This window comes from Stenotrophomonas maltophilia R551-3 (assembly GCF_000020665.1).
Taxonomy (GTDB): domain Bacteria; phylum Pseudomonadota; class Gammaproteobacteria; order Xanthomonadales; family Xanthomonadaceae; genus Stenotrophomonas; species Stenotrophomonas maltophilia_L.
In genome coordinates, this window is the sequence record NC_011071.1 from 3,052,270 (window position 1) to 3,068,169 (window position 15,900).

The following is a 15,900-nucleotide window of genomic DNA, read 5'->3' on the forward strand; positions in this document are numbered from 1 at the left end:
TTTATAGCCTACCCGACCCGCAGCAGCAACCTCGGTGGCCCACTCCATTCAGTCCAGGAGACAACGGGCCCAAGGTGCGGTCCGACCAACACGGACCGCCCTGCGCGGTACGGAACCTGTCCGGCACCTGGAGGGTGCCGCGAGCGGTCGCAGGCCATTGGCGACATGCGACCAACGGCCCATCCTGCACAAATGCGGCCTTCATGCCAACTGGCATAAGATGACTGGGTGATCTCGCGCCTGCTCATCGCCCTGCTGCGCTTCTACAAGCGCTTCATCAGCCCCCTGCTGGGGCCGCGCTGCCGTTTCGTACCCAGTTGCTCTGAATACGCGATGGAAGCGATCTCGCGCCATGGCCCGCTGCGCGGCAGCTGGCTGGCGGCACGACGGCTGGGCCGCTGCCATCCGTTCCATCCTGGCGGCTTCGATCCAGTGCCCGAATCTCCCAACGCCCCCTCTTGCCGTTGCACAGGAAAACACTGACATGTCCTCCACGCTCATCACCAACGCCCGCCTGGTCAACGAAGGCCGCACCTTCGACGGCGACCTGCGCATCGAGAACGGCCGCATCGCGCAGATCGGTTCCGGGCTGGCGCCGCGCGACGGCGAGCAGGTGGTGGACGCGGCCGGGCGCTGGCTGCTGCCCGGCATGATCGACGACCAGGTGCACTTCCGCGAGCCAGGCCTGACCCACAAGGGCGACATCGCCAGCGAATCGGCGGCGGCCGTGGCCGGTGGCCTGACCAGCTTCATGGACATGCCCAACACCAACCCGCCTACGCTGGATTCGACCATCCTCGAAGCCAAGTACGAGCTTGCGCGCGGCCGCGCCTGGGCCAACTACGGCTTCTACCATGGCGCCAGCAATGACAACCTGGAGGCGATCCGCGCACTGGACCCGAAGAAGGCACCGGGCGTGAAGGTGTTCATGGGCGCCTCCACCGGCAACATGCTGGTGGACAACCCGGAAACGCTCGATGCGATCTTCCGGGAATGCCCGACCCCGATCATCACGCACTGCGAAGACACGCCGATGATCGATGCCAACCTGAAGGCCTTCCAGGAGAAGTACGGCGATGCGCTGACCCCGGACATGCACCCGGACATCCGTTCGCGCGAGGCCTGCATCAAGTCCACCCGCCTGGCCATGTCGCTGGCACGCAAGCACGGCACCCGCCTGCACGTGCTGCACATCTCCACCGCCGATGAGCTGGCGCTGTTCGAGAAGGGTCCGCTGATCCGCGCCGACGGCAGCCGCAAGCAGATCACCGCCGAGACCTGCGTGCACTTCCTGCATTTCGCGCGCCCGGATTACGCGACCAAGGGCAACCTGATCAAGTGCAACCCGGCGATCAAGGACGTGGCCGACCGCGAGGCGATCACCGCCGCGCTGGCCGATGACGTGCTGGACGTGCTGGCCACCGACCATGCGCCGCATACCTGGGAAGAGAAGCAGAAGCCGTACGCACAGGCGCCCTCGGGCCTGCCGCTGGTGCAGTACGCGCTGGTGGCCGCACTGGAGCGCGTGCACGAAGGCAAGCTGACCCGCGAGCAGGTGGTGCAGAAGTTCGCCCATGCCCCGGCGCAGCTGTTCGACGTCGAGGAACGCGGCTTCCTGCGCGAAGGCTACTTCGCCGATCTGGTGCTGGTTGAGGACGTGCCGTTCACCGTCAAGCGCGAGGACGTACTGTCCAAGTGCGGCTGGTCGCCGTTTGAAGGCACCACCTTCCGTTCGCGCATCGCCTCCACCTGGGTCAACGGCCAGCAGGTGTGGGACGGCAGCAAGCTGGTGGGCGAACCCGCCGGCCAGCGCATGACCTACGACCGCTGATGCGCTCCGCTCTCCTGATCGGGGCGCTGCTGGCGGCGCCCTTGTTTTCCGCACCTCCGGCGCAGGCACAGGATGGCATCGGCAGCCTGATCGACAGCCGCGTGGTGTTCCCGGCCAGCGCGTCGCAGGGCGCGCTGGTGATCGGCAAGGTACCCGCCGGCAGCCGCGTGCAGTACGCCGGCCGCCAGTTGCGGGTGAGCGGCTATGGCAGCGTGGTGTTCGGCATCGGCCGCGACGAGAAGGGTCCACTGCGTGTGCAGGTACAACGCCCCGATGGTGGCAGCGAGACCGCGACGATCACGGTGACACCGCGCGACTGGCCCACCGAACGTGTCAACGGCGTGCCGCCGAAGACGGTCAATCCGCCGCCGGCGATTGCCGAGCGGATCAAGCGCGAACAGGCGCAGGTGACCGCTGCACGCGCCCGTGACGACGACCGTACCGACTTCACCCAGACCTTCATCTGGCCGGTGCAGGGCCGCATCAGTGGCCGCTTCGGCAATGCCCGCGTCTACAACGGGCAGCCCGGTGCCGGTCATTCCGGCATGGACATCGCGGTGCCAACCGGCACTCCGGTGAAGGCCCCCGCCGCCGGCATCGTCACCTTTGCCGGCCCGGACCTGTACCTGACCGGCGGCACGTTGCTGCTTGACCACGGCTTCGGGGTCAGCTCCAACTTCCTGCACCTGTCACGCATCGACGTGAAGGTGGGTGACCGCGTGGAACAGGGCCAGGTGATCGCTGCGGTCGGCGCCACCGGCCGTGCCACCGGCCCGCACCTGCACTGGGGCATGAACTGGTTCGATACCCGTATCGACCCGCTGCTGGTGCTGGAACGGAAGTAACGCGCGACGAACGGCCGCCGGGCATGGCCCGGCGAGCGCAGCGGCATCAGCCGCGCGCGGCCCACCACACGCGCAGCAGCGTGCGTACCGGCGTGGCTTCGATCGGCTTGCCTGCGGCCTGCGCGGCAACGCGTGCACGCGCCAGGCTGGACCACACGCGGCGCGGGCGCGGACCGGGCACGCGACTGCCCCACCCCTTCAACAGATACTGCGCCCAGCGCTGCGCGGCGGTGCTGGAATCCTCGTCCAGCAGGCTGCGCGGCACACCAGCCACGCCGGCGTCCTGCAGGCGCTGGGCCAGGGTCTGCAGCAGCACCGCACGGCCTGCGCCGGTGCGCGGCTTGTCGGCAAAAAGTGCCGCTTCCACGGCGGCTACGGCCTCGGCGTAGTTCGCCAGCGCACGCTCGGCGCCGGCCGCATCCAGCGCGACGGTACGCGCTTCAACCAGATCCGGAAGTGCTTCGGCCAATTGTGCCCACGGCGCACGCACCGGCTCCAGCAGACGGCCCAGCGGATGGCGCGAACGATGCGCGGCCCAGCTGCGCAGCTCCTCGCCCCACCACGCCAGCTTGGCGTCGGCCGGCAGCGGGTCGCCGCTGGTGTTGAGCATGTCGTCGAATTCCTGCAGCAGCGCAAACCACGCCACTGCGATATCGCGTTGCGGTTCGGCCACGAACGGGGCGGCCACCGACCATTCCGGCCAACGGCTGCGCCACTTGTCGAGGAAACTGTCCAGCGCGGTACTGCTCACTACGTGATTCCTTACGGCTGGGCCGGGGCTGCCGGCCGGGTCGGCCAGAGGCTGGCCAGTTGCAGAAGTTCGGCGTTCTCGACCAGCACGTCGGCCTGCCAGGCCAGCGGATCGTCGCTGTGCAGGCGATAGCCCCACAACGCCGCCACCGACGGCATGGCCGCGGCACGCGCGGCGATGATGTCGCGCTCGTCGTCACCCACGTACACGCAGTCTTCGGCGGCGATGCCGATGGCCTGCGCGGCGTGCAGCAACGGCAGCGGGTGCGGCTTGCGCTCGGCCAGGCTGTCACCGCCGACCAGCACCGCGCAGCGCTGCTGCCAGCCGTACTGCGGCAGGATCAGCCGCGCCAGGTACTCGGGCTTGTTGGTGACGATGCCCCACACCGTGCCGGCAGCGTCCAGCGCGGCGAGCATGCCCGCCACGCCGTCGAACAGCACCGCGTGCTGGCCGATCAGCGCTTCATAGCGCTGCAGGAACTCGGGAATCAGGGCATCGCGTTCAATGGCTTCCAGCTCAGGGAAGGCCACCGACACCATCGCGCGCGAGCCCTTGGACACTACCGGCCGCAGCAGCACCGGATCGACCGGCGCGCGACCACGCTCGGCCAGCATCGCATCAAGGGTGGCGACGAAGTCCGGTGCGCTGTCCAGCAGGGTGCCGTCCAGGTCGAACAGCACCGCGCGCGGGAACTGCACGGTGGTCATGCAGCCTTGACCGCGTAGGCCAGGTAGTTGATGTCGGTACGGCTGCTCAGGCGGGCATGGTTGCGCCACGGCTCGTAGGCCATGCCGCTGACATCCACCAGCTGCATATCGGCCTCGCGCAGCCAGCGCGCCAGCTCGGCCGGCTTGATGAATTCCTGGTAGTGATGGGTGCCCTTGGGCAGCAGCCGCGCCACGTACTCGGCGCCGACGATGGCCACGGCAAAAGCCGCAGCGGTGCGGTTGATGGTCGACAGGAACAGGTGACCGCCCGGCTTCAGCAGGCGCATGCAGGCCTCGATGATCGCGCCCGGATCCGGCACGTGCTCGAGCATCTCCATGCAGGTCACCACGTCGAAGCTGCCCGGCTGCTCGGCGGCCAGGTCCTCAGCAGCCTGTACCCGGTAATCGACCGTGGCACCGCTTTCCAGCGCGTGCAGGCGTGCGACCTTGACCAGTTCCGGTGCCAGGTCGATGGCGGTGACGTCGGCACCGGCCTGGGCCAGTGCTTCACTCAACAGACCACCACCACAACCGATGTCGAGCACGCGTGCGCCACGCAGCGGCACGCGGTCGGCCACGTACTGCAGGCGTACCGGGTTCAGCGCATGCAACGGCTTCTGCGGGCCGTCAGCGTCCCACCAGCGGTTGGCCAGTGCGGCGAACTTGTCCAGCTCGGCCTGATCGAAATTGGAGGATGCGTGGGGGGCAGTCATGGGGAGTCCTTGCAGCGCCGGGTTCAGGCGCGGATATGACGGATGCGCTCGCGCCACTGGCGCGCGTTGGCGATGATGCCCGGCAGGTCCATGCCGACCAGCTCGCGCTGCACCAGCTTCGGCTTGCCGGCAATCCAGACGTCGCTGACCTGCTGGCGGCCGGTGGCGTACACCAGCTGCGACAGCACGTTGTGCAGCGGCTGGGTTTCCAGCGCGGACAGATCAACGCAGACCAGGTCGGCCTGCTTGCCGACTTCGATCGAACCGATGCGGTCGCCGAAGCCCAGCGCACGGGCGCCACCGAGGGTGGACGCGCGCAGCGTGGTCGCCGCGTCCAGCGCGGTGGCATCGTCGGCCACGGCCTTGGCCAGGATCGCCGCGGTGCGGTTCTCGCTGAACATGTCCAGGTCGTTGTTGCTCGCACAGCCATCGGTGCCGATGGCCAGGTTCACGCCGGCGCGCTGCAGAGCGCAGGCCGGGCAGAAACCGGAGGCCAGCTTCAGGTTCGATTCCGGGCAGTGCACCACACTGACGCCACGCTCGGCGCACAGGTGGATTTCCGCATCGGTCAGCTGGGTCATGTGCACCGCGATCAGGCGGTCATTGACCAGGCCGAGCCGATCCAGCCGCGCCAGCGGGCGCTGGCCATGCAGCTTGATCGAATCGGTGATTTCCTGCGCGGTCTCGTGGGTGTGCAGGTGCACCTGCATGTCGAGCTGGTCGGACAGCATCCGCACCCGCTCGAAGTTGGCATCGTTGACCGTGTACGGCGCATGCGGGGCAAACGCGGTGCCGATCAGCGGATCGGTGCGCCACTGGTCATGCAGTTCACCGGCCTTGGCGAAGTACTCGTCATCGGTCCTGGCCCAGGCGGTGGGGAAATCGATGATGACCGCGCCAACCAGCGCGCGGAAACCGTGCTTCTTGTAGACCGCGGCCTGCACGTCGCCGAAGAAGTAGTTCTCGTTGGCGCAGGTGGTGCCGCCGCGCAGCATCTCGGCGATGGCCAGGGTGGTGCCGTCGGCAACGAACTCGGGGCCGATCACCGCCGCTTCCACCGGCCAGATGTGCTGCTGCAGCCAGGTCATCAGCGGCAGGTCGTCGGCGACGCCGCGCAGCAGGGTCATCGGATTGTGCGTGTGCGCGTTGACCAGGCCCGGCATCAGCGCGGCCTCGGGACGGCTGACCACCTGGGTGGCGCGGAAACGCGCACGGGCTTCGGCACGCGGCAGGATGGCCACGATCTCGCTGCCGCGAACGGCCACGGCATGGTCTTCCAGCACCACCGCATGCGGCTCGATCGGAACGACATAACCGGCTTCGATGAGCAGGTCGCAGGCTTCAGGGAGGTGCGGGCTATCGCTCATGCGGGCTCACTGGCTGGGGGGGCGGTGGCCCACGATCCCCCGCGGGAGGATCGTGGTCGTGGCGCCGGGCGATACCCGGCGCCGTCCCGCAACCGTTGAGGTGGCGGGGTTGCCGGCCAGCGGCCGGCACTACACAAGGCGGGCCTGCGGCCCAGACCTTACTTCACGCGCGAGGAGTACTCGCCCGAGCGGGTGTCGACCTTGATGATTTCATCCTGGTTGACGAACAGCGGCACGCGGACCACTGCGCCGGTTTCCAGGGTGGCCGGCTTGCCGCCGCCGCCCGAGGTGTCGCCACGGACGCCCGGATCGGTCTCGGTGATCTTCAGTTCGACGAAGTTCGGCGGCTGCACGAAGATCGGCGAACCGTTGAACAGGGTCACGATGCAGGACTCTTCACCCTTCAGCCACTTCTCGGCGCCGCCCATGCCGGCCTTGTCGGCCTGCACCTGCTCGAAGGTTTCCGGGTCCATGAAGTGCCAGTACTCGCCGTCGCTGTACATGTAATCCATGTTGGTATCGACCACATCGGCCACTTCCACGTCATCGGTCGCCTTCATGGTCATTTCGACCGTGCGGCCCGACTTGATGAAGCGATAGCGCACGCGGGTGAAGGCCTGGCCCTTGCCCGGCTTGATGAACTCGGTCTCGGAGATGACGGCCGGTTCATTGTTGACCAGGATCTTCATCCCGTTCTTGACATCGTTCATGCCCGCAGTGGCCATGCTCAAGCTCCTCAAATGGCGAAACCGCCGCGCGTGCGGCGAGCCGGATAGAATGGAAAGCCCACCGGAACCCCGGCGGGCAACTGTTTATGTGTCCATGATAACCGCAGGCCCCCTGTCCATGCAGCTTTCCGCCTTCCCCCGGACCCCGTCGCCAGGCGCGCCCGCACGCTGGCAGCAGCTCTGGCGCCAGGCGCTGCGCGACCCGCACGCCCTGCTGGCCCGGCTGCAGCTGGACCCGGCCGCGCTGGGTGTCTCGGACCAAGCCATGGCCCAGTTCGCGCTGCGCGTGCCGGAGGGCTTCGTGGCCCGCATGCGCAAGGGCGATGCCGCCGACCCGTTGCTGCGCCAGGTGTTGCCGATCGACGAGGAAATGCGTCCGGCGCCCGGGTTCAGCTTCGACGCGGTGGGCGACGGCGCGGCAAAGAAGGCCACCGGCGTCATCCAGAAGTACCGCGGCCGTGCCCTGCTGGTGGCCACCGGCAGCTGTGCGATCAACTGCCGCTACTGCTTCCGCCGGCACTTCGACTACGGCGCGGAGAATGCCGCCAAGGGCGGCTGGCAGGAGGCGGTGGCGGCCATCGCGGCCGACCCGGACATCGACGAGGTGATCCTGTCCGGTGGCGATCCGCTGTCGCTGGCCACGCACAAGCTTGCCGAGCTGACCGACGCGCTGCGCCAGATCCCGCACATCCGGCGGCTGCGCATCCACACGCGGCTGCCGATCGTGCTGCCGGAGCGCGTGGACGAGGAACTGCTGGCCTGGCTGGGCGGCCTGCCCTGGCCGCTGGCGATCGTGGTCCACGCCAATCACGCCAATGAATTCGACGCCAGCGTGGACGCAGCGATGGCCCGCCTGCGCGGTACCGGCGCCCAGCTGCTGAACCAGGCGGTGTTGCTGCGCGGGGTCAACGACAGCGTGCAGGCCCTGCAGGACCTGAGCGAGCGCAGCTTTGCCGCCGGCGTGCTGCCCTACTACCTGCATCAGCTGGACCGGGTCGAGGGCGTGGCCCACTTCGAAGTGGATGACACCCAGGCCAAGGCGTTGATCGCCGGCCTGACCGCGCGCCTGTCCGGCTACCTGATCCCGAAGCTGGTGCGCGAACTGCCCGGCGACCCGAGCAAGCGCCCGCTCTGACCGTCAAAAAGGGGACGGAGGGGATTAAGTCGCAAATGCATTTGCGACTTAATCCCCTCCGTCCCCTTTTTTGTCAGAGGCCCGATTCAATCATCCGCACCACTTCGGTGGCGGTCACCGGGTGGCTCAGCCAGTAGCCTTGGCCGAGGTCGCAGCCACGCTGGGCCAGCAGCTCGAACTGCGCCTGCTGTTCGATGCCCTCGGCCACCACCGTGATGCCCAGCGCATGGGCCATGGCGATGATCGCCGTGGTCAGGGCCAGGTCGTCGGGGTCGCGCTGCATGTCGGCGACGAAACTCTTGTCGATCTTTACCCCGTCCACCGGCACCTGGCGCAGATGGCTGAGGCCGGAGAAGCCGGTGCCGAAATCGTCCAGCCAGACCTTCACCCCGGTGCGGTGCAGCTTGTCCAGCAGCTGCGCGGCCACCATCTCGTCGCCGATCACCGCCGTCTCGGTCAGCTCCAGGTGCAGGCGCGAGGCCGGCAGCCCGGACTCATGCAGGCACTGCGCCACCAGTGCCGGCAACTCACCGCCGCGCAGCTGCCGCGGCGATACATTGACCGATACGAACAGGTCATCACCGGCCGCTCCGCGCGGCCACTGCGAGGCTTCAATGCAGGCCGCGCGCAGCACCTTCGGGCCGATGATCTCGATCAACCCGCTCTGCTCGGCCACTTCGATGAACACCGACGGCGGGATCGTGCCCAGGGTCGGGTGCTGCCAGCGCAGCAGCACTTCGACACCCACCATGCGGCGGTCGCGCATGCGGAAGATCGGCTGGTAGGCCAGGCGCAGCTCGCCTCGCTCCCAGGCACCGCGCAGCTCCTGCTCCATGTGCACGCGGCGCTCGACCGCATGGTCCATCGCGCGGCTGTAGTAGCGATAGCAGTTCTTGCCGGCCATCTTCGCCTGGTACATGGCGATGTCGCCGTTCTTCAGCAGCGTGGTCGCATCGGCCGCATCGTCGGGGAACAGGGTCACGCCGATCGAGGTGCCGAGGAACAGCTCCCTGCCCTGCACCACCAGCGGCTTGCCCAGCTCGCGCACCAGCACTTCGGCCAGCAACCGCGCGTTGGCAGCCACGTCACCGTCGCCGACCAGGATCACGAATTCGTCGCCACCGAACCGCGCCAGCAGCGCCTCATCGCCACCGGCATCGGTCACTGCGCGGCCGATGCGCTGTGCGAACTGCAGTAACGCCTCGTCGCCTGCCTCGTGGCCAAGGGTATCGTTGACCCGCTTGAAGTCGTCGATGTCGGCAAACAGCAGGCCCAGCCGATGGTTGGAGGCGCGCGCGGCCATCAACCGGTGATCCAGCGCCTCGCGGAACGCCAGCCGGTTGGTCAGCCCGGTCAACGCATCGGTATAGGCCATGCGCCGCACTTCGCGATCATGGCGGGCGATCGCATCACGCATGCTGGCAAAGCCGCGCACCAGCTCACCGACCTCGTCATCGCGACTGTTCTCGGCCAGCGGTGCCTGGTAGTCCCCGGCTTCGATACGGCGTGCCGCCGCAGCCAGGTCGCGGATCGGCGCCACCAGCGTGCGCTGCACGTAGAGGATCACCACCACGCCGATCACCACCAGCAGGCCCAGCATCAGCAGCAGCCAGCCCAGGTGGCGGCTGCCAACCTGCTGCAGGCGCTCTCCGAGGGTGGCGTTGGCAGCTTGTTCGCGCTGCTGTACCTCGTCCAGCGCCATACCGACGCGGACGCCGCCGATACGCTGATTGCCGACCATGATCGGCATCGCGTTGTCGAGCACCTTCGGCGATTCCTGCACCACCAGTGCCCGTGCGGCCACAGCCCTGGGCGCCAGCGGGTCGGCCATGGGCTGCCCGAAGCCCGCGACTTCCACCGTACCGTCATGCACCAGCCGGCCATGGTCATCGAACACCAGCACGTAGCGCACCACCTGCTGGCGGGCGGTATTGCGCACCAGCGCGCCGACCTGGTCCAGGTCGCGGTAGTACAGCGGGTTGGCCAGCGCATCGGACAACTCGCGCGCCATCGCCTCGCCACGGCTGCGCACGCCGCGGTCGAACAATTCATGGATGACGCTGCCACTGAGGTTGCGCACCTCGCTCTGCATTGCCGTCTGCCGCCCAAGCAGTACCGCCAGGATCGCCACGACAACGATCATCGCCCCGCCCATCGCGAGCAGGAACCGGGCCTGCATTCCCGAGCCGAGCCACTTCATTCCACTTCCATCCGCACGCGCGTCAATCCTTGTTTCAATTCATCCAGCCGCTGCTGCGCATGCGCATCGACGCGGTGGAAACCGGAAGTGCCAAAAAACCGATGCAACGCCCCCTGCGCCCGCGGATCGCTGGCCGCCTCCAGCAGCACCTGCTGCAGGCGGTCACGCACCTTCGGATCGAGGTCGGCGCGCACCATCTCCACCGCACGCGGGTACGGCTCGGTGCGCAGCAGCTCGCGGAAATCGCGCCGGAACGCCGCCGGCACCCGCCGTTCGTCACTCCAGTCCACGCTGCTCACCGCCCCCACATCGGCCATGCCCTTGTGCACATAGGTGGCGATGTTCAATTCACTGCGTACGAACATGTAACCCACGCTGTCCCGGCCCGGCATGTCCCAGGCCCCGGCCAGGATCTGTGGCGACAGCCCGTCCTGCAGCAGGGTCATCACCGGCACCAGGTAGGCACTGGTGGAGGCGGTGTTCTGCAGGGCCAGGCGATGGCCGCGCAGATCCTGCACGCGCTGGATCGGGCTGTCGTTGCGCACAAAGAACACCGTCTGGTATTCGCGCACGCCATTGCGCTCGGTCAACAGCAGCGGACGAGCGCCGCTGCGCTGGCCCAGCGCCATGGCCGTGCCCGATGTTTCGGTGACCCAGTCGACCCGTCCCCGCCGCAGATAGCTGGCCATCTGCTGGGGATCACGCGCCATCAGGATCCTCCCCTCCTTGATGCCAACGTCGTGCATGCGCGCCACCACATAGTCCAGCAAGGGCTGCAGCTGCTCGTAATGAGCCTTGGGATCATCGCTGATCCGGCCCAGCACCAGCACCGGGTCCGTTGCTGCACGCACCGTCCCGGCCAGCAGGACCATGGCCAGGCTCAGCAGTCCCCCCTGCATTGCCTTTCGAAGACCCGACACAGGCTTCATCCCCCCTGGGTATCCGGACAGACTACCCGAAAAAATGAGAACGTCGTCAGCTGTCCTTGTTGCCCGCCTGGGCCAGCCGCGCCATGCGCTGGGTGTCGGCGAGGATGCCGCGCAACAGGCGCACTTCCTGCTCGCTCGGCTCGCTGCGCAGGAACAGGCGGCGCAGCTTGCGCATCGCCGATTCGGGCGCGCGGCCCTTGTGGAAATCGATCTCGTCCAGGGTGTCGCCGAGCTGGGCGAAGAAGCTCTCCATCTGCTCATGGCTGGCCACCGGTTCGCGGACGCCGGTCCCGGACTCAACCACCGGCTGTGCGCCAAGCAGCTGCATGCGGGTTTCATAGGCCAGGACCTGTACGGCCGCCGCCAGGTTGAGCGAGCTGAACTCCGGATCGGACGGGATGTGCACCGCCGCGTGGCACAGCTGCAGCTCTTCATTGGTCAACCCGGTGCGCTCGCGACCGAATACCAGCGCCACCTCGGCGCCTTCACCGGCTTTGGCCACCGCGCGGGCAGCGGCGTCGGCGGGCAGGTATTCCTCCAGCTGGACGCGGCGGGCACGGGCAGTGCAGCCCAGCACCAGGCGGCAGTCGGCCACGGCCTCGGCCAGGGTGGCCACCACCGGGGCGTCACCGAGTACGTCTTCGGCACCGGCCGAGCGGCGGAAGGCCTCCTCGTCCAATGGCTTTTCGGGCGCGACCAGCACCAGGCGGGCCAGGCCCATGGTCTTCAGGGCACGGGCGGCGGCGCCCATGTTGCCGGGGTGCTGGGTGCCGACCAGGACGAATCGGAGGCGGGTGGCGACGGGAAACTGGGACATGAACAGGGAAAATGTCGAGCTGGACGAAGACCAATGGTAAACTGTGCGGCCGGCCACTGCGCCGGACCCGCTCTTTTCCCCCGCCAGCCCTTCTCTTCTGCCTTTCCGGGAGCCCACGCCATGCAGAAACCCGCCGTAACCGTCATGGTCAAGGCCGCCCGCCTCGCCGGCAACGTCCTGTTGCGCAACATCAACAAGCTCGAGGCGCTGAATGTGGTGCAGAAGGGCCGGATGGACTACGCCAGCGAAGTGGACGCGGACGCGGAAAAGGTCATCGTCAAGGAACTCAAGCGCGCCTATCCCGAATACGGCATCTTCGGCGAAGAAGGTGGCGTGCAGGGCGAGCGTCGCCAGATGTGGGTCATCGACCCGCTCGATGGCACCAGCAATTACCTGCGCGGCGTGCCGCACTACTGCGTGTCGATCGCCCTGGTCGAGAACGGCGAGCCGACCGATGCAGTCATCTTCGATCCGCTGCGCAATGAACTGTTCACCGCCAGCCGTGGCGCTGGTGCCGTGCTGAACGACCGCCGCATCCGCGTTGCCGACCGCAAGGACCTGGAAGGCACCATGATCCACACCGGCTTCGCCCCGCGTGAGCGCGCCCGCGCCAGCGCCCAGCTGAAGTCGGTCGACACCCTGCTGGTCCAGGCCGAGGACATCCGCCGCACCGGTTCGGCCGCGCTGGACCTGGCCTACGTGGCCTGTGGCCGCGCCGATGCCTACTTCGAAGCCGGTGTGAAGGCGTGGGACATCGCCGCTGGCCTGCTGCTGGTCCGCGAGGCCGGTGGCAAGGTCTGCGACTTCAAGGGCGCGACCCTGGGCCGCATGGACAACCGCGGCCCGGACACCCACCAGATCGTGGCCGGCAACCTGAAGGTGGCCGAGTCGCTGCAGAAGGTGCTGGTGAACACTGGCTACGCGGCGGAGTTCGACGCGAAGTTCTGAGGTTCCGTGTAAAGCGGTTCATGGAGACGGCACCTGCGAAGGTGCCGTTTTTGTTTGCGCGCCCGCGCATAGGTAGCGCCGGGATCATTTCCGCGACCGCGGAGGGGTGTCACTTTCTTTGTGCGCAAAGAAAGTGACACCTCTCCGCAGGCGCGGAAACGATCCGCCGGGCACGACCCGGCATCCGCAATGCATCCCTCAAACAAAAACGCCCGGCGCGAGGCCAGGCGTTCCTGCACTACCGTGGAAGTACGGAGGCTTACGCCACCGTCGACGCCCGCAGCGCGGCGATGCGCTCTTCCAGCGGCGGGTGGCTCATGAACAGCTTCTTCGCCGTCGAACCGGCAATACCGAACGCCGCAATCTGGGTCGGCAACGTGCTCTGGCCGTGGTTGAGCTGCAGGCGTTCCAGCGCGGCGATCATCTTCTGGCGGCCGGCCAGCGAGGCACCGCCTGCGTCGGCGCGGAACTCGCGATGGCGCGAGAACCACATCGAGATCATGGTGGCGAACAGGCCGAACACCATCTCCAGCACGAACACGATGATGAAGTAGGCGAAGCCACGGCCGCCGCCTTCGCGATTGCCCGACAGCGCGCTGTCGATGATGCCGCCGACCACGCGGGCCAGCACGATCACGAAGGTGTTCAGCACACCCTGCAGCAGCGCCATGGTGATCATGTCACCGTTGGCGACGTGGGCGATCTCATGGCCCAGCACTGCTTCGGCCTCGTCTTCACTCATGTTGTGCAGCAGGCCGGTGGACACCGCCACCAGCGCATTGTTGCGGTTGGCACCGGTGGCGAAGGCATTGATCTCCGGGCCTTCGTACACGGCCACTTCAGGCATGCCGATGCCGGCGGCCTTGGCCTGACGCTCGACGGTGGCCAGCAGCCAACGCTCGGTCTGGTTGCGCGGCTCGGTGATGACCACCGCACCGGTGGAGCGCTTGGCCATCCACTTGGACAGCAGCAGCGAGATGAAGGAACCACCGAAACCGAAGATACCGGCCATGACCAGCAGGCCGCTCATCGAACGCGAATCCACGCCCAAGAGTGACATCACGATGCTGGCCAGGATCAGCACCGCGAGGTTGGTCGCTAGAAAGAGGGCAATACGGGTGAACATGGGAAATTCCGGCTCGGAAGGGGTCGATATCGATCAATTTGCGGTGCGGTCAGCTTGAATTCAAGCGCCAACCTGACCGACGATTCAGCCAGCATGACCTCCCCCATTCCCTGCGGCCGCTTCGCACCCTCGCCCACCGGCCTGCTCCACCCCGGATCCCTGCTCGCCGCCTTCGGCAGCTGGCTGCTTGCCCGCCATCATGGCGGCCTGTGGCGGCTGCGCATCGAAGACGTCGATCCACCACGCACCGTGCCCGGTGCGGCGGAATCACAGCTGCAGGCACTGGCCGCGTTCGGCCTGGTCCATGATGGCCCGATCCTCTGGCAGAGCGCCCGCAGCGAGGCCTACCAGGCCGCGCTGGATGTACTGCTCGCCAGCGACCAGGCCTTTGTCTGCCACTGCAGCCGCAGCGACCTTGCCGCCAGCGGCGGCATCCATCATCGCTGCGTCGCCCGGCAACCACGACCGGACCCAGCCGTCCGCTTCCGCGTGCCGCCCGGCAGCCTCGTGCACTTCGACGATGGCCTGCGCGGCCCGCAGCAGCAGGACGTGCAGGCCGAGGTCGGCGACTTCGTGCTGCGCCGTGCCGACGGCTGCTGGGCGTACCAGCTGGCGGTGGTGGTGGATGACGCCGCACAGGGGGTGACCGAAGTGGTGCGCGGTGCCGACCTGCTCGACTCCACCGCGCGGCAGATTCTGCTGCAGCAGGCATTGGGGCTGGCGGTACCGCGCTACTGGCACCTGCCGCTGCTGCTCGATGCGCCGGGCCACAAGCTGTCCAAGTCCCTGGCGGCGCTGCCGGTGGACAGCGCACGCCCGCTGCCGGTGCTGCGCCAGCTCTGGCAGCTGCTCCGCCAGGCCCCTGAGGCGCTGGCGCAGGCACACGACCTGGACGCGCTGCTGGCCACCGCTCGACGGGCCTTTGACCCCGCCCAACTGCCGCGCACCGACATCCTGCTGCCGGGCGGCGCACTTTCCGCGCCGATGTTGCAGAATCCCCCTTCCCCCACCTGATTCCCGGACAGCATTCCATGACATCTCGCGTCGCACTGGTCACCGGCGGAACCGGCGGCATCGGTACCGCCATCTGCCAACGCCTGGCCGACCAGGGCCACCGGGTCGCCACCAATTACCGCGATGAAGCCAAGGCCCGGGCCTGGCTGCAGGCGATGACCGAACGCGGCTACAGCGTGTCGATCTTCCCGGGTGATGTCTCTGATCCAGACAGCGCCGAGGCGATGGTGCGCGCGGTCGAGGCCGAGCTCGGTCCGGTCGAGATCCTGGTCAACAACGCCGGCATCACCCGCGACACCACCTTCCACCGCATGCGTGCGGACCAGTGGCACGATGTGATCAACACCAACCTCAATTCGGTGTTCAACGTCACCCGCCCGGTCATCGAAGGCATGCGCCGCCGCGGCTGGGGCCGGGTCATCCAGATCAGCTCGATCAACGGCCTGAAGGGCCAGTACGGCCAGGCCAACTACGCAGCGGCCAAGGCCGGCATGCACGGCTTCACCATCTCGCTGGCCCGCGAGAATGCCGGCTTCGGCATCACCGTCAACACCATTTCTCCGGGCTATGTCGCCACCGACATGGTGATGGCAGTACCGGAGGAAGTGCGCGCCAAGATCATCGCCGACATCCCCACCGGGCGCCTGGGCAAGCCGGAAGAAATCGCCTACGGCGTGTCGTTCCTGGTGGCCGACGAGGCCTCGTGGATCACCGGCAGCAACCTGGACATCAACGGCGGCCACCATATGGGCTGGTAAGCCGCGCACGGGGTGGTTGCGCCGCGCGTTG

At 67.6% G+C, this 15,900-nt stretch carries 16 protein-coding genes; 7 read left to right on the forward strand and 9 right to left on the reverse strand.

What is annotated here, in order from left to right:
* Positions 1–228 precede the first annotated feature (228 nt).
* From yidD to SMAL_RS13920, 3 genes are read left to right on the forward strand one after another with little or no spacing between them, the layout of a single operon-like run.
* A complete protein-coding gene (yidD, locus tag SMAL_RS13910) occupies positions 229–483 on the forward strand; it encodes a membrane protein insertion efficiency factor YidD (protein WP_005414016.1) in 255 nt (84 codons plus the stop codon).
* A 1-nt stretch (position 484) separates the two neighbouring features.
* Positions 485–1,831 (forward strand): dihydroorotase, encoded by a 1,347-nt coding sequence (locus SMAL_RS13915; protein ID WP_012511647.1) that lies wholly within the window; start codon positions 485–487, stop codon positions 1,829–1,831.
* Positions 1,831–2,676 (forward strand): M23 family metallopeptidase, encoded by an 846-nt coding sequence (locus SMAL_RS13920; RefSeq protein ID WP_006379717.1) that lies wholly within the window; start codon positions 1,831–1,833, stop codon positions 2,674–2,676. Before SMAL_RS13915 ends, SMAL_RS13920 begins: the two co-directional genes overlap by 1 nt.
* 46 nt (positions 2,677–2,722) lie before the next feature.
* On the opposite strand, the gene SMAL_RS13925 is transcribed toward SMAL_RS13920, so the two are convergent.
* The 5 genes from SMAL_RS13925 to efp all read right to left on the reverse strand — a co-directional run bounded on the left by SMAL_RS13925 (position 2,723) and on the right by efp (position 6,939).
* Positions 2,723–3,427 carry a squalene/phytoene synthase family protein gene (locus tag SMAL_RS13925; protein ID WP_006379719.1) on the reverse strand — a complete coding sequence of 235 codons (705 nt, stop codon included), beginning with the start codon at positions 3,425–3,427 and terminating at the stop codon, positions 2,723–2,725.
* 11 nt (positions 3,428–3,438) lie between these two features.
* A complete protein-coding gene (locus SMAL_RS13930) occupies positions 3,439–4,134 on the reverse strand; it encodes a phosphoglycolate phosphatase (protein ID WP_006379721.1) in 696 nt (231 codons plus the stop codon).
* The gene (ubiG, locus tag SMAL_RS13935) at positions 4,131–4,847 is read right to left on the reverse strand and encodes a bifunctional 2-polyprenyl-6-hydroxyphenol methylase/3-demethylubiquinol 3-O-methyltransferase UbiG (protein ID WP_006379724.1); all 717 of its coding nucleotides are present in this window, start codon (positions 4,845–4,847) and stop codon (positions 4,131–4,133) included. The genes SMAL_RS13930 and ubiG overlap by 4 nt, the downstream gene beginning before the upstream one ends.
* Before the next feature lie 23 nt (positions 4,848–4,870).
* Complete coding sequence (locus SMAL_RS13940) at positions 4,871–6,214, reverse strand: TRZ/ATZ family hydrolase (protein ID WP_012511648.1); 1,344 nt, start codon at positions 6,212–6,214, stop codon at positions 4,871–4,873.
* 158 nt (positions 6,215–6,372) lie between these two features.
* The gene (gene efp / locus SMAL_RS13945) at positions 6,373–6,939 is read right to left on the reverse strand and encodes an elongation factor P (RefSeq protein ID WP_006379771.1); all 567 of its coding nucleotides are present in this window, start codon (positions 6,937–6,939) and stop codon (positions 6,373–6,375) included.
* Between the two features lie 97 nt (positions 6,940–7,036).
* On the opposite strand from efp, the gene epmB reads away from it, so the two are divergent.
* The gene (gene epmB, locus SMAL_RS13950; RefSeq protein WP_012511649.1) at positions 7,037–8,077 is read left to right on the forward strand and encodes an EF-P beta-lysylation protein EpmB; all 1,041 of its coding nucleotides are present in this window, start codon (positions 7,037–7,039) and stop codon (positions 8,075–8,077) included.
* A gap of 73 nt (positions 8,078–8,150) precedes the next feature.
* Here the strand turns inward: epmB and SMAL_RS13955 are convergent, their stop codons facing one another.
* The 3 genes from SMAL_RS13955 to SMAL_RS13965 all read right to left on the reverse strand — a co-directional run bounded on the left by SMAL_RS13955 (position 8,151) and on the right by SMAL_RS13965 (position 12,023).
* Positions 8,151–10,277 carry a putative bifunctional diguanylate cyclase/phosphodiesterase gene (locus SMAL_RS13955; RefSeq protein ID WP_012511650.1) on the reverse strand — a complete coding sequence of 709 codons (2,127 nt, stop codon included), beginning with the start codon at positions 10,275–10,277 and terminating at the stop codon, positions 8,151–8,153.
* A complete protein-coding gene (locus SMAL_RS13960; protein ID WP_012511651.1) occupies positions 10,274–11,176 on the reverse strand; it encodes a phosphate/phosphite/phosphonate ABC transporter substrate-binding protein in 903 nt (300 codons plus the stop codon). Before SMAL_RS13960 ends, SMAL_RS13955 begins: the two co-directional genes overlap by 4 nt.
* A 76-nt stretch (positions 11,177–11,252) precedes the next feature.
* Complete coding sequence (locus SMAL_RS13965; protein WP_012511652.1) at positions 11,253–12,023, reverse strand: RNA methyltransferase; 771 nt, start codon at positions 12,021–12,023, stop codon at positions 11,253–11,255.
* A gap of 120 nt (positions 12,024–12,143) precedes the next feature.
* On the opposite strand from SMAL_RS13965, the gene SMAL_RS13970 reads away from it, so the two are divergent.
* Positions 12,144–12,971 carry an inositol monophosphatase family protein gene (locus tag SMAL_RS13970; RefSeq protein ID WP_012511653.1) on the forward strand — a complete coding sequence of 276 codons (828 nt, stop codon included), beginning with the start codon at positions 12,144–12,146 and terminating at the stop codon, positions 12,969–12,971.
* 259 nt (positions 12,972–13,230) lie between these two features.
* Here the strand turns inward: SMAL_RS13970 and htpX are convergent, their stop codons facing one another.
* Entirely contained in the window at positions 13,231–14,097 is an 867-nt protein-coding gene (gene htpX, locus SMAL_RS13975; protein ID WP_006379846.1) for a protease HtpX, read from the reverse strand.
* Positions 14,098–14,190: 93 nt separating this feature from the next.
* Between htpX and gluQRS the strand changes: the two genes are divergently transcribed.
* Complete coding sequence (gluQRS, locus tag SMAL_RS13980; protein WP_012511654.1) at positions 14,191–15,111, forward strand: tRNA glutamyl-Q(34) synthetase GluQRS; 921 nt, start codon at positions 14,191–14,193, stop codon at positions 15,109–15,111.
* A gap of 17 nt (positions 15,112–15,128) precedes the next feature.
* Complete coding sequence (locus SMAL_RS13985) at positions 15,129–15,869, forward strand: beta-ketoacyl-ACP reductase (protein ID WP_006379851.1); 741 nt, start codon at positions 15,129–15,131, stop codon at positions 15,867–15,869.
* Positions 15,870–15,900: the final 31 nt, after the last annotated feature.

Coding starts and splice junctions, on each gene's coding strand:
- SMAL_RS13985 (WP_006379851.1), top strand. CDS start 15,129: ATGACATCTCGCGTCGCACTGGTCACCGGCGGAACCGGCGGCATCGGT.
- SMAL_RS13970 (WP_012511653.1), top strand. CDS start 12,144: ATGCAGAAACCCGCCGTAACCGTCATGGTCAAGGCCGCCCGCCTCGCC.
- SMAL_RS13960 (WP_012511651.1), bottom strand. CDS start 11,176: ATGCAGGGGGGACTGCTGAGCCTGGCCATGGTCCTGCTGGCCGGGACG.
- gluQRS (WP_012511654.1), top strand. CDS start 14,191: ATGACCTCCCCCATTCCCTGCGGCCGCTTCGCACCCTCGCCCACCGGC.
- SMAL_RS13965 (WP_012511652.1), bottom strand. CDS start 12,023: ATGTCCCAGTTTCCCGTCGCCACCCGCCTCCGATTCGTCCTGGTCGGC.
- SMAL_RS13955 (WP_012511650.1), bottom strand. CDS start 10,277: ATGAAGTGGCTCGGCTCGGGAATGCAGGCCCGGTTCCTGCTCGCGATG.
- efp (WP_006379771.1), bottom strand. CDS start 6,939: ATGGCCACTGCGGGCATGAACGATGTCAAGAACGGGATGAAGATCCTG.
- SMAL_RS13915 (WP_012511647.1), top strand. CDS start 485: ATGTCCTCCACGCTCATCACCAACGCCCGCCTGGTCAACGAAGGCCGC.
- ubiG (WP_006379724.1), bottom strand. CDS start 4,847: ATGACTGCCCCCCACGCATCCTCCAATTTCGATCAGGCCGAGCTGGAC.
- epmB (WP_012511649.1), top strand. CDS start 7,037: ATGATAACCGCAGGCCCCCTGTCCATGCAGCTTTCCGCCTTCCCCCGG.
- SMAL_RS13920 (WP_006379717.1), top strand. CDS start 1,831: ATGCGCTCCGCTCTCCTGATCGGGGCGCTGCTGGCGGCGCCCTTGTTT.
- htpX (WP_006379846.1), bottom strand. CDS start 14,097: ATGTTCACCCGTATTGCCCTCTTTCTAGCGACCAACCTCGCGGTGCTG.
- SMAL_RS13940 (WP_012511648.1), bottom strand. CDS start 6,214: ATGAGCGATAGCCCGCACCTCCCTGAAGCCTGCGACCTGCTCATCGAA.
- SMAL_RS13930 (WP_006379721.1), bottom strand. CDS start 4,134: ATGACCACCGTGCAGTTCCCGCGCGCGGTGCTGTTCGACCTGGACGGC.